The following is a 13,166-nucleotide window of genomic DNA, read 5'->3' as shown; positions in this document are numbered from 1 at the left end:
ATACTGTATGCATGAACAGTATTTTTATGGTGTGAGTTATGACTACGAAAAACGACAGCGGCTATCAGGTAGTTTACCGCGGCGAGATGCTGGAGTATCCCAAAGAAGGTGGCTGGGTGTTCTTCCAGCGTTTGAAGGAATACGGCGGAGGTTACTGGCTAGGACGCACCTATCACGATCGCTTCGTTCTGGAGTATGATCGGCCCACTTCACTACATGACGGTATCAAATTTATCCTCGAGATGCGCGCTGCAGAGCTAAACTTTGCAACGTTCGATGATGACTTTGAGCTGATATAGGATTGGGCAATGTCATACAACATAGCGGATAAATCACCGGAAGAGCGCGAGAAGGTTAACGTTGACTTAGCTGCTTCAGGCGTAGCTTACAAAGAGCGCATGAATATGCCGATTGTGCCTGCGCAAGTTGAAGAAGAGCAGCCTTCACATCTGCGCGAATACTTCCGTGAACGACTTCAGCATTACCGTGGCCAGAGCCACAAATTCCCAGGACCGAATGACCACCGCTATCAGCAGATGGCAGAGGCAAACGGCAAGAAGTAAATCCAACTAACTGACATGAACCCGCTTCGGCGGGTTTTTTGTTGCCCTATCTCCAATCGGAGTAACAACCATGGACACTATCAGCGTCAGGATTCCCCGCGCCTACTTCACGGACGGGCGCGTTAGCACGGATGCATTGCAGCAGAAACTTCATCAAGCACTGTGGGAGCGCACCGGCGTTATGCCTGCTCCTGTTCGAGTCTTCTTGCATGAAGGTCAAGCAATCATGGCATCCGGCTGTGGCGCTGATGATGTCGAGAACATTTTAGGATTAGGAGTTAAACATGGCTGACATCATCGACAACGCACAAGAGCAAGAAGAGCTGATTATCCTCTCCGCATTATCCAACCGGCCTAAGCCGTCAATGGTGTTTACTGGCCGCTGTTATTGGTGTGGAGAAACTATCAGCAAAGGTAATTTCTGCTTTGGCGATAGCTGCGCTGAAGACTACGAACGCCGGAAAAAAGCAGACAGGCAGAGAGGTGTCGCATGTGAACAAAACAAAGCGCCCTTCTCATCTTTGGTGGACGCATGATAACCATCTATCTCGGTGCAGCTGATGATGAAGAGTATGCCGGTAAGATGGCGATTCTCGAGCAGATCGTTAAGCCAGGTGTGAAGCTGATCGCCGAACAGTCATCTCACGAATATAACACCCCTGCCAATATCACCATCCAATAATATTTCAGGAATAACCATGAGCGAAGTAATCAACCTGATGCCAAACAAATGGGTGTCTGAATCGGTGCTGATGGCTGTAACTGGCCTGAAAAAGAACACAATAAAAACTGCGCGAGAAAACTCCTGGATGGAAGGTAGGGAGTATCGACATGTAGCGCCAGACAGCCAGCCACGCGACAACAGCCCATGCTTCTATAACCGAGAAGAAGTAGATCGCTGGATAGAGAGGCAGCCTCCGGCGACCAAGAGACGCAAATCTGCTTAAATATCCATCCGACAACAGAAAGGAGAATTCTATGGCTGCATATCCAACTGGCGTAGAGAACCACGGAGGGTTCTTGCGCATTTGGTTCATGTATAAAGGCAAGCGAGTTAGGGAGGCGCTTGGCGCTCCTGATACTGCAAAAAACAGGAGGATAGCGGGTGATCTAAGAGCGTCGATTTGTTACGACATAAAGACGGGACGATTTGACTATGCAGAAAGGTTCCCTAACTCACATAACCTGGCGAAGTTTGGGATAGAAAGGAATGAAATAACCTTAAATCAGCTTGCTGAAAAGTGGCTATCTATTAAGGAAATGGAATTAGCTACAAGCACAAAGGGTAAGTATGAGTCAAAGATAGCCAATACCCTGCCATTCATCGGTGTAAACAGGCTAGCATCATCAGTCAGGCAAGAAGACATCTTGGTCGCCAGGAAAGAGATGCTTACCGGATTTCAAGCTATTGGGCATGGGCATAAGAGCGCCAAGAGAGGCCGGTCAGTATCGACAGTTAACGGCTATATCGGCTGCCTTGTATCAATGTTTCGCTTTGCCCTTGCAAATGGATATGTTGCTTCTGATCCAACCGCTAACATTTCCCCGCTAACAAAGTCTAAGTCGCTACCTGATCCTCTTTCACGCGAAGAGTTTATACGCATGATGGATGCGATAAAGATTCGCCAGACTCGCAACCTTTGGTCAGTAGCTATATACACTGGGCTTCGCCATGGCGAACTATGCGCGCTCAGCTGGGAGGATATAGATCTTCATGCAGGAAGTATCACCGTTCGCAGAAACCTCATAAAGAATGGTCAGTTCAAGTTGCCAAAGACGGCAGCAGGAACAGATCGCATTGTCCAACTTGTTCAACCAGCAATCGACGCTCTGCGAGATCAGGCTGAACTAACTCGGCTTGGCAGAGCACATGACATCACCGTATCCCTTCGCGAATACGGTAAAACGGCAAGCCACAAATGTACGTTTGTTTTTAATCCAAGCATGACAGCCACAAATGGCAGGAGCGGACATCATTATTCAGAAGGAACAATCGGGCAAAGCTGGGACTCTGCATTACGACGAGCTGGGATAAGGCATAGAAAGGCCTACCAATCACGGCACACTTACGCTTGCTGGTCACTGGCTGCTGGCGCAAACCCAAACTTCATTGCTCAGCAAATGGGGCATGCATCCGCCCAGATGGTTTACCAGGTTTATGGCTCATGGATGGCTGAAAACAACCATGACCAGATCAACCTGTTGAACCAGAAATTAACGGAGTTTGCCCCATCAGTGCCCCACGCCGCCATTAACGAGTGACATTCTCCTTTTAAATCAACGAATTTAATCAATCACACCGGCATATTCATAATATCCTGGTAGGCCGCCACCAGCTTGTTGCGCACCTGCACGCCCAGCTGCAAAGACACCGACGATTTCTGCAGATCGACCATCACATCGTTCAGGCTGATGCCTGGCGCGCCCAGCTCGAAATCCTGCGCCTGCTTGCGCGCCGTTTGCTGGGTCTCGCTGATCTTGCCGAGCGCCGCAGTCAGTTCGCTGGCGAAGCTGACGCCCTGTGGCGCCGCATTCTGCCCCATCTTGCCGGCCTGAACCGCCATGGTCTGCATCTGCTGCAGCACCCCTTCAATGCCCTGAATCGCCATCTGGTCCTCAATCATCTCGTCTCGCCGGGTGACGTTTTCACCCTGCACTTCTCCAATGATGCACACCCTAGCACAGCGTTTTCGGACCTAAAGCGGTTAATTAACTGCAAAAAACCCGGCTTATCGGGCAATCGGAATTGTCTGATAAGGCGAATAATGGCCTGCCCAGAAATGGGAGCGCCGCTATTTAGAAGATATGTGTATCAGGGAGTCTGTTTTGTCACACAACGCTAACCATACCGTTCATCAGCCTGGCAGGGAGCTGCTCAGCGGCCCGTACGGGATCGTGAGCGCCATTGAAGGACGAGACCTAAAATGAGTGCTTCGATAACCGCCGGCGAAAGCCGCGACAACGGCCTGCAAGCCATCTGGAACCGTCTGCGCGCCAACCCGAAAATTCCGTTGCTGGTCGCCGCTTCCGCCGCGATCGCGATCGTCGTCGCGCTGCTGTTGTGGGTGAAAAGCCCCGACTACCGCGTGCTGTACAGCAATCTGAACGACCGCGACGGCGGCGCCATCGTCACCCAACTGACGCAGATGAACATCCCTTACCGCTTTGCCGAGAATGGCGCGGCGCTGCTGATCCCGGCGGAAAAGGTGCATGAAACCCGTCTGCGTCTGGCGCAGCAAGGGCTGCCGAAAGGCGGCGCCGTCGGCTTCGAACTGCTGGACCAGGAAAAATTCGGCATCAGCCAGTTCAGCGAGCAGATTAACTATCAGCGCGCCCTCGAGGGCGAGCTGTCGCGCACCATCGAATCGCTGGGGCCGGTGCAAAACGCCCGCGTTCACCTGGCGCTGCCTAAACCTTCGCTGTTCGTGCGCGAACAGAAATCCCCTTCCGCCTCGGTAACGCTCACCCTGCAACCCGGCCGTGCGCTGGACGACGGCCAGATCAACGCCATCGTTTATATGGTGTCGAGCAGTGTCGCCGGCCTGCCGCCGGGCAACGTGACCGTGGTCGATCAGGCCGGCCGCCTGCTGACCCAGTCCGACGGCACCGGGCGCGATCTCAACGCTTCGCAGCTGAAATACGCCAACGAAGTGGAAAACGGCTTCCAGCGCCGCATCGAAGCGATCCTCGCTCCGGTGGTCGGCAGCGCCAACGTGCGTGCGCAGGTCACAGCGCAGATCGACTTCGCCACGCGCGAGCAAACCGATGAACAATACCAGCCGAACCAGCAGCCGGACAAAGCCGCTATCCGCTCCCAGCAAACCAGCCTGAGCGAACAGATCGGCGGGCCGCAGGTGGGTGGCGTGCCAGGCGCGCTGTCCAACCAACCGAGCGCGCCGGCCACCGCGCCGATTGAAACCGCCAAGCCCGCGGCAGGCAACAATGCCAACGCCACCGCGCAAAACGCCGCAACCACCCGCAGCGCGGCGGCCAGCGGCGTGCCGCAAAATACCCGACGCGACGCGACCACCAACTACGAGCTCGATCGCACCATCCGCCATACCCAGCACAAAGCCGGCACCGTGCAGCGTCTGTCGGTCGCCGTGGTGGTCAACTACCTGGGCACCGGTAAAGACGGCAAACCGCAGCCGATGGGCAAAGAGCAGTTGGCGCAGATCGAAGCGCTGGTGCGTGAAGCGATGGGCTACTCCAGCAGCCGTGGCGATACCCTGAACGTGGTCAATACGCCGTTTACCGACACTCAGGTGACCGGTGGCGAACTGCCGTTCTGGCAAAGCCAGTCGTTTATCGATCGCCTGATCGACGCGGGCCGCTATCTGCTGGTGCTGCTGGTGGCCTGGCTGCTGTGGCGCAAACTGGTGCGGCCGCAGCTGCAACAGCGCCAGGCTGCGCAACAGGCCGCCATCGCCGCCGCCAACGCCCCTGCCGCCAAAGCGGTCGACAGCAACAAACCGAGCAACGAGGAGCTGGCGCAGCGTCGCAAATCGCAGCAGCGCGTCAGCGCAGAAGTCCAGAGCCAGCGGATCCGCGATCTGGCTGACAAAGACCCGCGCGTGGTCGCTCTGGTAATCCGCCAATGGATGAGTAACGAGATATGAGCCTGACCGGAACCGACAAAAGCGCCATCTTGCTGATGACGCTGGGTGAAGATCGCGCGGCGGAGGTGTTCAAACACCTCTCCTCGCGCGAAGTACAGCTGCTGAGCGGCACCATGGCCGGCATGAGCCAGGTTTCACACAAACAGCTCGGCGAAATACTGACCGAGTTTGAAGACGACGCCGAGCAATACGCGGCGCTGAGCGTCAACGCCAGCGACTACCTGCGCTCGGTGCTGGTCAAGGCGCTGGGCGAAGAGCGCGCCGCCAGCCTGCTGGAAGACATTCTCGAATCGCGCGAGACCACCACCGGCATGGAAACGCTCAACTTTATGGAGCCGCAGAGCGCCGCCGATCTGATCCGCGACGAACACCCGCAGATCATCGCCACTATTTTGGTGCACCTCAAACGCGGCCAGGCGGCGGACATCCTGGCCCTGTTCGACGAGCGCCTGCGCAACGACGTGATGCTGCGTATCGCCACCTTCGGCGGCGTGCAGCCGGCGGCGTTGGCAGAGCTGACCGAAGTGCTGAACAACCTGCTCGACGGCCAGAACCTCAAGCGCAGCAAAATGGGCGGGGTGCGCACCGCCGCCGAGATCATCAACCTGATGAAAACCCAGCAGGAAGAAGCGGTCATCGACGCGATGCGCGAATACGACGGCGAGCTGGCGCAGAAGATCATCGACGAGATGTTCCTGTTCGAAAACCTGGTGGAAGTCGACGATCGCAGCATCCAGCGCCTGCTGCAGGAAGTGGAAGGCGAGTCGCTGCTGATCGCGTTGAAAGGCGCCGAACAGCCGCTGCGCGAGAAGTTCCTCAAGAACATGTCGCAACGCGCCGCCGACATCCTGCGCGACGATCTGGCCAACCGTGGGCCGGTGCGCATGTCGCAGGTGGAGAACGAGCAGAAAGCCATCCTGTTGGTGGTAAGACGCCTGGCGGAAACCGGCGAAATGATCATCGGCGGCGGCGAGGACACCTATGTCTGATCGCATTAACACCCTGCCCTGGCAGCCCTGGTCGCTCAACGATTTGGGCGAACAGAAACCGGCGTTCGAACTGCCGCCGCTGCCGGATCTCGAACAAAGCGATCCGTCGCCGGACGCGCAGGCCGAATTGCAGCAGCAGTTGGCGACGCTGCGGCTGCAGGCCGAGCAACAGGGCCAGCAGTTGGGCTATGCCGACGGCCAGCAAAAAGGCTATGAAGCCGGTTTTCAGTCCGGTCTGGAAGAAGGCCGTCAGCAAGGGCTGTTGGAAGCGCAACAGCAGCAACAGCCGCTGACCGCCCACTGGCAGCAGTTGGTTACTGAATTCCAGCACACGCTGGACGCGCTCGACAGCGTGATCGCTTCGCGGCTGATGCAACTGGCATTGACCGCCGCCAAACAGGTGCTGGGCCAGCCGCCGGTGTGCGACGGCACCGCCCTGCTCGCGCAGATCCAACAGCTGATTCAACAGGAGCCGATGTTCAACGGCAAGCCGCAGCTGCGGGTCCACCCGGACGACTATCCACGCGTCGAGCAGCAGTTGGGGGTTACCCTCAGCCTGCACGGCTGGCGCCTGTTGGCGGACGGCGAACTGCATCCGGGCGGCTGCAAGGTCAGCGCCGAGGAAGGCGATCTTGACGCCAGCCTGGCGACGCGCTGGCATGAACTGTGCCGCCTGGCGGCACCGGGAGAAGTCTGATGACCGCGCGTCTCGGCCGCTGGCTGAGTTCTCTGGATACGCTGGAAAAACGCATCGCCCGCGCGCCGACGGTGCGCCGCTACGGTCGCCTGACCCGCGCCACCGGGTTGGTGCTGGAGGCTACCGGCCTGCAGCTGCCGCTCGGGGCGACCTGCCTCATCGAACGGCACGACGCCGGTGAGGTGCAGGAAGTGGAAAGCGAAGTGGTCGGCTTCAACGGCCAACGGCTGTTCCTGATGCCGCTGGAAGAAGTCGAAGGTATCGTGCCGGGCGCGCGGGTTTACGCCCGCATCGCGCCGGAAGGCCAAAGCGCCGGCAAACAGCTGCCGCTCGGCCCGGCGCTGCTGGGGCGCGTGCTGGACGGCAGCGCCAAACCGCTCGACGGCCTGCCTTCGCCGGAAACCGGTTACCGCGCGCCGCTGATCACCGCGCCGTTCAACCCCTTGCAGCGCACGCCGATCGAGCAGGTGCTGGACGTGGGGGTGCGCACCATCAACGGTCTGCTGACCGTCGGTCGCGGCCAGCGCATGGGCCTGTTCGCCGGCTCCGGCGTCGGCAAGAGCGTGTTGCTCGGCATGATGGCCCGTTATACCCAGGCGGATGTGATCGTCGTTGGCCTGATCGGCGAGCGCGGCCGCGAGGTCAAAGACTTTATCGAGAACATTCTCGGCGCCGAAGGCCGGGCGCGCTCGGTGGTGATCGCTGCGCCGGCGGACGTGTCGCCGCTGCTGCGCATGCAGGGGGCGGCCTACGCCACCCGCATCGCCGAAGATTTCCGCGATCGCGGGCAGCACGTGTTGCTGATCATGGACTCCCTTACCCGCTACGCCATGGCGCAGCGTGAGATCGCCCTGGCCATCGGCGAACCGCCGGCGACCAAAGGCTATCCGCCTTCAGTCTTCGCCAAGCTGCCTGCGCTGGTGGAACGCGCGGGCAACGGCATCAGCGGCGGCGGCTCCATCACCGCCTTCTACACCGTGTTGACCGAAGGGGACGATCAGCAAGATCCGATCGCCGACTCGGCGCGCGCCATCCTCGACGGCCACGTGGTGCTGTCGCGGCGGCTGGCGGAGGCCGGCCACTACCCGGCGATCGACATCGAAGCGTCAATCAGCCGCGCCATGACATCGCTGATCGACGAAGAGCATTACCGCCGGGTACGCACCTTCAAGCAGATGCTGGCCAGCTATCAGCGCAACCGCGATCTGATCAGCGTCGGCGCCTACGCGGCGGGCAGCGATCCGTTGCTGGACAAAGCGATGACGCTGTACCCGCAGATGGAAGCTTACCTGCAACAGGGCATCTTTGAACGCAGCGGCTACGATGAAGCCTGTCAACAGCTGCAGCAGTTGATTGTTTAACGTCACCAGAGGCGCACAGCGATGAAATCACAATCCCCCCTGATTACCCTGCGCGATCTGGCGCAGGATGCGGTGGAACAGGCCGCGCAACAGCTTGGCCAGGTGCGGCAGGCGCAGCAGGCGGCGGAGCAACAGCTGTCGATGCTGCTCAACTATCAGGACGAATATCGCCAGAAGCTGAATCATACGCTTTGCGACGGCATGGACAGCTCTCGCTGGCAAAACTACCAGCAGTTTATCGGCACGCTGGAACAGGCCATCGACCAGCACCGCCAGCAGCTGCTGCAGTGGGGGCAGAAAGTGGATCATGCGGTGAAGCAATGGCAAGACAAACAACAGCGGCTGAACGCTTTCGAGACTCTGCATACCCGCGCCATAAATGCGGAGCAGCAGCAGGAGAATAAACGGGATCAAAAACTGATGGATGAGTTCGCTCAACGCAGTGCACAAAGGAATATCAACCCATGAATCTGAACGCCCTGCCCGGCCTGGCCTTACCCGGCGATGCCGGCGGTCTGGCCGAACTGACGTCGGCGCTGGATGAGAGCCAGCTGTCATCCGCTTTCGCCCAACTGCTCGGCGCACGTTTTGCGCCCGCCGCCGACGGCAAACAGCCGCCGGTCGCGCTGAGCGCGGACGATGAACGCGCCCCGGCCCTGAGCCGCAATCAGCTCAATCAACTGCTGGCCACCTTCGGCGAGCGCGGCGGCCTGCTGCCGGGTCTGGCAACCCCAGCCGACGCGCTTTCACCTGAAGGCGCCGAGAGCGAGACGCTCGTGGCCGGCGATAAACCGGCGCAGCCGCCGATCGCCGCCGCCAAAGAGCTGGATGCCGCGACGCTGCAGGCGCTGTATGCCATGCTGCCGGCCGCGATCGTCGCCCAGCCTCAGCCAGCCGATGGCCAACGGCCGCTGCCGGTGGAAAACGCTGACGATGCGGCCGCGCTGCAGACCGGCAATGGCCTGCTGAACATTGCGGCGGCCGGTGATAACACCGCCGCGCGTTCATCGGCATCCCCTGCTCCGACAGGAACAGGCACGAAAACGCCTGCAGCCGATGACGATAACGCCACGGCGGCGCTCCCGCAATCGACCAGCGGCGAGCGCGCAAGTGCCGCACAGCCGCTGCCGGCGGGCGATACCCAGCAGCAGCCGACGCTCAATCACGCCGTCGCCCTGGCCGCCGCCAGCCCAACGCAAACGGCCGCCCCGGCCGGCTCACTGGTGACGGCGCCGCCTACGCCGCAGTTAAACGCGCAGTTGGGTAGCCCGGAATGGCAGCAGGCGTTGAACCAACAGGTGCTGATGTTCCATCGCAACGGCCAGCAAAGCGCCGAGCTGCGTCTGCATCCGCAGGAGCTGGGCGCCTTGCAGATCACGTTGAAACTGGACGATCAGCAGGCGCAACTGCACATCGCCTCCGCTCACGGCCAGGTGCGCGCGGCGGTGGAAGCGGCGATGCCGCAGCTGCGCCACGCGCTGGCGGAGAGCGGCATCAACCTGGGGCAGAGCAGCGTGGGCGGCGAGTCCACGCCACAATGGCAACAGGCGCAGCAGCAGGCCTCCAACAGCCAGGGGCGTTCCAGCTATGCTGAACACCCTGGCGATGAGGCTGCGGCCGCCGATGGCGTCAGCGCGCCGATGGCGCTGCAGCGCATGGCCAGCGCGGTCAACGGCGTCGATATTTTCGCCTGAGCCGCCGCAAACGCCCAAGCTGGCACCCATTTGCGCGTCTATTCAGGCTATTGCACGCCGCGATAGACGCGATAATACCTTTACATGTCATGCGTGCGGCTTTGCCGCGCGCCATGCCCGCCGCCTCGCCGGCCGCGGGTGGAACAACAGGAATTAGATTTGGCTATGTCTCAGAACACCCTTCCGGCAGCACCGAAACGCTCCCTTCTGGTCATCCTGCTGGTGTTGATCAGCGTCGTCGCCTGTGGCGCCGCGGGCTACAGCTGGTGGCTGCTGCAACAGCATAAAAACGGCGCCGAACCGGCCGCCGCCAAACAGCAACCGCCGGCCGCGCCGGTGTTCATGCCGCTCGACACCTTTACCGTCAACCTGGTGACGCCGGACAACAACCCGGATCGCGTGCTGTACATCGGCCTCACGCTGCGTCTGCCGGACGAAAGTACCCGCCGTCAGCTGAACGATTTTCTGCCGGAAGTGCGCAGCCGCTTGCTGATGCTGCTCTCCCGCCAGGAAGCGAGCCAGTTGGCCAATGAACAAGGGAAGCAACAGCTGGTGGCGCAGATTAAGGACGTGCTCAGCCCGCCGCTGGTTAAGGGACAACCGAAGCAGGTGGTCAGCGACGTGCTGTTCACCGCCTTCATACTGCGGTAATCACTATGGGCGATAGCATTCTTTCACAGGCAGAGATCGACGCCTTGCTCAACGGCGACAGCGCGGGTGATGAACCCGAGGCGGTGGTCGGCAAAGAGAGCGAGGTCAAGCCTTACGATCCGAACACCCAGCGCCGCGTGGTGCGCGAGCGTCTGCACGCGCTGGAAATCATCAACGAACGTTTTGCCCGGCAGTTCCGCATGGGGTTGTTCAACCTGCTGCGCCGCAGCCCGGACATTACCGTCGGCCCGATCAAAATCCAGCCGTATCACGAGTTCGCCCGCAACCTGCCGGTGCCGACCAACCTGAACCTGGTGCATCTGAATCCGCTGCGCGGCACTGCTCTGTTCGTGTTCGCGCCGAGTCTGGTGTTCATCGCCGTCGACAACCTGTTCGGCGGCGACGGCCGCTTCCCGACCAAGGTCGAAGGCCGCGAATTCACTCCGACCGAACAGCGGGTGATCAAACGCATGCTGCGCCTGGCGCTGGACGCCTATGGCGACGCCTGGAGCGCCATCTACAAAATCGATGTGGAATACGTGCGCGCCGAAATGCAGGTGAAGTTCACCAACATCACCACCTCGCCGAACGACATCGTGGTCACCACGCCGTTCCAGGTGGAGATCGGCGCGCTGACCGGCGAGTTCAACATCTGCATTCCGTTCGCGATGATCGAACCGCTGCGCGAGCTGTTGACCAACCCGCCGCTGGAAAACTCGCGGCAGGAAGACAGCCACTGGCGCGAAACCCTGGTGAAGCAGGTGCAGCATTCCGAACTGGAACTGATCGCCAACTTCGTCGATATCCCGATGCGGCTGTCGAAAGTCCTGAAGCTGCAACCGGGCGATGTATTACCGATAGACAAGCCGGAACGCCTGATCGCCCATGTGGACGGCGTACCGGTTCTGACCAGCCAATACGGCACGTTGAACGGGCAATACGCCCTGCGTGTTGAACATTTGATTAACCCTATTTTGAATGCTCTGAGTGAGGAACAGCCCAATGAGTGATCCTAAGCAACCGTCTGGCGAAGGAAAGGAATCCGTAGACGATCTGTGGGCTGATGCGTTTAACGAGCAGCAGTCTTCAGAGAAATCCGGCGCGAGCACCGAAGGGGTGTTCAAGTCGCTGGAAGCTCAGGATGCGCTCGGCAGCCTGCAGGATATCGACCTGATCCTGGATATTCCGGTCAAGCTGACCGTGGAACTGGGGCGCACCAAGATGACCATCAAAGAGCTGCTGCGCCTGTCGCAAGGCTCGGTGGTGGCGCTGGACGGCCTGGCCGGCGAACCGCTGGATATCCTGATCAACGGTTACCTGATCGCGCAAGGTGAAGTGGTGGTGGTGGCCGACAAGTTCGGCGTGCGCATCACCGACATCATCACCCCCTCCGAACGCATGCGTCGACTGAGCCGCTGATGACCGCCGCGGCGCCCGTTACCGTCCAAAGCACCCAACCCCCCGCCGCGCCGGCCTTGCCGGCCGGTTCGGTGTTGATGCAGGTCAGCAGCGCGCTCGGCGGCATTCTGCTGCTGATCCTGCTGGCCGGTTGGCTGTTCCGTCGGCTGGGTTTCGCCCCGCAGGCGCGCAACAACAAACTGCTCAACCTGCGCGCCAGTTGCCAGGTCGGGCAGCGTGAACGCGTGGTGGTGGTGGAAGTCGACGACACCTTGCTGGTATTGGGCGTCACCGCCCAGCAGATCACCCCGCTGCACACCCTGCCCGCCCCGCCGAAAGACGAGGGCGCGGCCGACGCGGCGACACCGGCGGACTTCCGTCAACTGATGCAAAAAGTTATGAAACGCCCGGAAAAATCGGCATGACCTCGACTCTTCATACCCTCGTCCGCCGCCCGGCGGTTTGGCTCCCCGCCGCCCTGCTGCTGATCAGCCCGGCGGCTTTTGCACAACTGCCGGGGCTGATCAGCCAACCGCTGGCCAATGGCGGCCAAAGCTGGTCGCTGCCGGTGCAGACGCTGGTGCTGTTGACTTCACTGACCTTCCTGCCGGCCATGCTGCTGATGATGACCAGCTTCACCCGCATCATCATCGTGCTCGGCCTGCTGCGCAACGCGCTGGGCACGCCTTCGGCGCCGCCGAACCAGGTGATGCTGGGGCTGGCGCTGTTCCTGACCTTCTTCATCATGTCGCCGGTGTTCGACAAGGTTTATCAGGACGCCTATCTGCCGTTCAGCCAGGACAAGATCGGGCTGGAGGTCGCACTGGATAAAGGCGCGCAGCCGCTGCGCGAATTCATGCTGCGGCAAACGCGCGAAACCGATCTCGCGCTGTACGCCAGACTGGCCAATCAGCCGCCGCTGGCCGGCCCGGAAGCGGTGCCGATGCGCATCCTGCTGCCCGCCTACGTCACCAGTGAACTGAAAACCGCCTTCCAGATCGGCTTTACGGTGTTTATTCCGTTCCTGATCATCGACCTGGTGGTCGCCAGCGTGCTGATGGCGCTGGGGATGATGATGGTGCCGCCGGCCACTATCTCGCTGCCGTTCAAGCTGATGCTGTTCGTGCTGGTCGATGGCTGGCAACTGCTGCTCGGCTCGCTGGCGCAGAGTTTCTATTCGTAACCCCTGACCGG

Annotated in this window: 19 protein-coding genes; 18 read left to right on the top strand and 1 reads right to left on the bottom strand. The window is 60.2% G+C overall.

Going from position 1 to position 13,166, the window contains the following annotated elements; translation table 11 throughout:
- Nucleotides 1-38: 38 nt before the first annotated feature.
- From ACJ8KE_RS03260 to ACJ8KE_RS03230, 7 genes are all read left to right on the top strand, one after another.
- Entirely contained in the window at nt 39-299 is a 261-nt protein-coding gene (locus ACJ8KE_RS03260) for a hypothetical protein (protein WP_438807886.1), read from the top strand.
- Nucleotides 300-308: 9 nt separating this feature from the next.
- The gene (locus tag ACJ8KE_RS03255) at nt 309-563 is read left to right on the top strand and encodes a DNA polymerase III subunit theta (RefSeq protein WP_442517094.1); all 255 of its coding nucleotides are present in this window, start codon (nt 309-311) and stop codon (nt 561-563) included.
- Nucleotides 564-633: 70 nt separating this feature from the next.
- Complete coding sequence (locus tag ACJ8KE_RS03250; RefSeq protein WP_060437150.1) at nt 634-855, top strand: hypothetical protein; 222 nt, start codon at nt 634-636, stop codon at nt 853-855.
- The gene (locus ACJ8KE_RS03245; protein WP_442517093.1) at nt 848-1,099 is read left to right on the top strand and encodes a hypothetical protein; all 252 of its coding nucleotides are present in this window, start codon (nt 848-850) and stop codon (nt 1,097-1,099) included. Before ACJ8KE_RS03250 ends, ACJ8KE_RS03245 begins: the two co-directional genes overlap by 8 nt.
- The gene (locus ACJ8KE_RS03240; RefSeq protein WP_442517092.1) at nt 1,096-1,245 is read left to right on the top strand and encodes a hypothetical protein; all 150 of its coding nucleotides are present in this window, start codon (nt 1,096-1,098) and stop codon (nt 1,243-1,245) included. Before ACJ8KE_RS03245 ends, ACJ8KE_RS03240 begins: the two co-directional genes overlap by 4 nt.
- A 16-nt stretch (nt 1,246-1,261) precedes the next feature.
- Nucleotides 1,262-1,510, top strand: a complete 249-nt coding sequence (locus ACJ8KE_RS03235; RefSeq protein WP_442517091.1) for an excisionase family protein — start codon at nt 1,262-1,264, stop codon at nt 1,508-1,510.
- Between the two features lie 31 nt (nt 1,511-1,541).
- A complete protein-coding gene (locus ACJ8KE_RS03230; protein WP_442517090.1) occupies nt 1,542-2,825 on the top strand; it encodes a tyrosine-type recombinase/integrase in 1,284 nt (427 codons plus the stop codon).
- Between the two features lie 32 nt (nt 2,826-2,857).
- Here the strand turns inward: ACJ8KE_RS03230 and fliE are convergent, their stop codons facing one another.
- On the bottom strand, nt 2,858-3,172 hold the full coding sequence (gene fliE / locus ACJ8KE_RS03225; protein ID WP_004934773.1) for a flagellar hook-basal body complex protein FliE: 315 nt from the start codon (nt 3,170-3,172) through the stop codon (nt 2,858-2,860).
- Nucleotides 3,173-3,487: 315 nt separating this feature from the next.
- Between fliE and fliF the strand changes: the two genes are divergently transcribed.
- From fliF to fliP, 11 genes are all read left to right on the top strand, one after another.
- Nucleotides 3,488-5,182 (top strand): flagellar basal-body MS-ring/collar protein FliF, encoded by a 1,695-nt coding sequence (gene fliF / locus ACJ8KE_RS03220; RefSeq protein WP_048794699.1) that lies wholly within the window; start codon nt 3,488-3,490, stop codon nt 5,180-5,182.
- Complete coding sequence (gene fliG, locus ACJ8KE_RS03215) at nt 5,179-6,171, top strand: flagellar motor switch protein FliG (RefSeq protein ID WP_004934775.1); 993 nt, start codon at nt 5,179-5,181, stop codon at nt 6,169-6,171. Before fliF ends, fliG begins: the two co-directional genes overlap by 4 nt.
- The gene (gene fliH / locus ACJ8KE_RS03210; RefSeq protein ID WP_016927310.1) at nt 6,164-6,868 is read left to right on the top strand and encodes a flagellar assembly protein FliH; all 705 of its coding nucleotides are present in this window, start codon (nt 6,164-6,166) and stop codon (nt 6,866-6,868) included. The genes fliG and fliH overlap by 8 nt, the downstream gene beginning before the upstream one ends.
- Nucleotides 6,868-8,229, top strand: a complete 1,362-nt coding sequence (fliI, locus tag ACJ8KE_RS03205) for a flagellar protein export ATPase FliI (protein ID WP_004934781.1) — start codon at nt 6,868-6,870, stop codon at nt 8,227-8,229. Before fliH ends, fliI begins: the two co-directional genes overlap by 1 nt.
- Before the next feature lie 21 nt (nt 8,230-8,250).
- Entirely contained in the window at nt 8,251-8,697 is a 447-nt protein-coding gene (gene fliJ, locus ACJ8KE_RS03200; RefSeq protein WP_016927309.1) for a flagellar export protein FliJ, read from the top strand.
- Nucleotides 8,694-9,923, top strand: coding sequence for a flagellar hook-length control protein FliK (locus tag ACJ8KE_RS03195; protein ID WP_234212912.1), 1,230 nt, complete (start codon nt 8,694-8,696; stop codon nt 9,921-9,923). Before fliJ ends, ACJ8KE_RS03195 begins: the two co-directional genes overlap by 4 nt.
- A gap of 165 nt (nt 9,924-10,088) precedes the next feature.
- Entirely contained in the window at nt 10,089-10,574 is a 486-nt protein-coding gene (fliL, locus tag ACJ8KE_RS03190; RefSeq protein WP_016927307.1) for a flagellar basal body-associated protein FliL, read from the top strand.
- Between the two features lie 5 nt (nt 10,575-10,579).
- Complete coding sequence (gene fliM / locus ACJ8KE_RS03185; protein ID WP_004934798.1) at nt 10,580-11,584, top strand: flagellar motor switch protein FliM; 1,005 nt, start codon at nt 10,580-10,582, stop codon at nt 11,582-11,584.
- Nucleotides 11,577-11,993 carry a flagellar motor switch protein FliN gene (fliN, locus tag ACJ8KE_RS03180; RefSeq protein ID WP_004934799.1) on the top strand — a complete coding sequence of 139 codons (417 nt, stop codon included), beginning with the start codon at nt 11,577-11,579 and terminating at the stop codon, nt 11,991-11,993. The genes fliM and fliN overlap by 8 nt, the downstream gene beginning before the upstream one ends.
- Nucleotides 11,993-12,397 (top strand): flagellar biosynthetic protein FliO, encoded by a 405-nt coding sequence (gene fliO, locus ACJ8KE_RS03175; RefSeq protein ID WP_049299130.1) that lies wholly within the window; start codon nt 11,993-11,995, stop codon nt 12,395-12,397. The genes fliN and fliO overlap by 1 nt, the downstream gene beginning before the upstream one ends.
- On the top strand, nt 12,394-13,155 hold the full coding sequence (gene fliP, locus ACJ8KE_RS03170; RefSeq protein ID WP_004934802.1) for a flagellar type III secretion system pore protein FliP: 762 nt from the start codon (nt 12,394-12,396) through the stop codon (nt 13,153-13,155). Before fliO ends, fliP begins: the two co-directional genes overlap by 4 nt.
- Nucleotides 13,156-13,166: the final 11 nt, after the last annotated feature.

The organism is Serratia sp. CY56464 (assembly GCF_052168435.1).
Taxonomy (GTDB): Bacteria; Pseudomonadota; Gammaproteobacteria; order Enterobacterales; family Enterobacteriaceae; genus Serratia; species Serratia marcescens.
This window is presented reverse-complemented; position numbering and strand designations above follow the sequence as displayed.

Coding starts and splice junctions, on each gene's coding strand:
- fliP (WP_004934802.1), top strand. CDS start 12,394: ATGACCTCGACTCTTCATACCCTCGTCCGCCGCCCGGCGGTTTGGCTC.
- ACJ8KE_RS03250 (WP_060437150.1), top strand. CDS start 634: ATGGACACTATCAGCGTCAGGATTCCCCGCGCCTACTTCACGGACGGG.
- ACJ8KE_RS03260 (WP_438807886.1), top strand. CDS start 39: ATGACTACGAAAAACGACAGCGGCTATCAGGTAGTTTACCGCGGCGAG.
- fliE (WP_004934773.1), bottom strand. CDS start 3,172: ATGGCGATTCAGGGCATTGAAGGGGTGCTGCAGCAGATGCAGACCATG.
- fliM (WP_004934798.1), top strand. CDS start 10,580: ATGGGCGATAGCATTCTTTCACAGGCAGAGATCGACGCCTTGCTCAAC.
- ACJ8KE_RS03195 (WP_234212912.1), top strand. CDS start 8,694: ATGAATCTGAACGCCCTGCCCGGCCTGGCCTTACCCGGCGATGCCGGC.
- fliL (WP_016927307.1), top strand. CDS start 10,089: ATGTCTCAGAACACCCTTCCGGCAGCACCGAAACGCTCCCTTCTGGTC.
- ACJ8KE_RS03245 (WP_442517093.1), top strand. CDS start 848: ATGGCTGACATCATCGACAACGCACAAGAGCAAGAAGAGCTGATTATC.
- fliN (WP_004934799.1), top strand. CDS start 11,577: ATGAGTGATCCTAAGCAACCGTCTGGCGAAGGAAAGGAATCCGTAGAC.
- fliJ (WP_016927309.1), top strand. CDS start 8,251: ATGAAATCACAATCCCCCCTGATTACCCTGCGCGATCTGGCGCAGGAT.
- fliG (WP_004934775.1), top strand. CDS start 5,179: ATGAGCCTGACCGGAACCGACAAAAGCGCCATCTTGCTGATGACGCTG.
- ACJ8KE_RS03235 (WP_442517091.1), top strand. CDS start 1,262: ATGAGCGAAGTAATCAACCTGATGCCAAACAAATGGGTGTCTGAATCG.
- ACJ8KE_RS03240 (WP_442517092.1), top strand. CDS start 1,096: ATGATAACCATCTATCTCGGTGCAGCTGATGATGAAGAGTATGCCGGT.
- fliH (WP_016927310.1), top strand. CDS start 6,164: ATGTCTGATCGCATTAACACCCTGCCCTGGCAGCCCTGGTCGCTCAAC.
- fliF (WP_048794699.1), top strand. CDS start 3,488: ATGAGTGCTTCGATAACCGCCGGCGAAAGCCGCGACAACGGCCTGCAA.
- fliO (WP_049299130.1), top strand. CDS start 11,993: ATGACCGCCGCGGCGCCCGTTACCGTCCAAAGCACCCAACCCCCCGCC.
- fliI (WP_004934781.1), top strand. CDS start 6,868: ATGACCGCGCGTCTCGGCCGCTGGCTGAGTTCTCTGGATACGCTGGAA.
- ACJ8KE_RS03230 (WP_442517090.1), top strand. CDS start 1,542: ATGGCTGCATATCCAACTGGCGTAGAGAACCACGGAGGGTTCTTGCGC.
- ACJ8KE_RS03255 (WP_442517094.1), top strand. CDS start 309: ATGTCATACAACATAGCGGATAAATCACCGGAAGAGCGCGAGAAGGTT.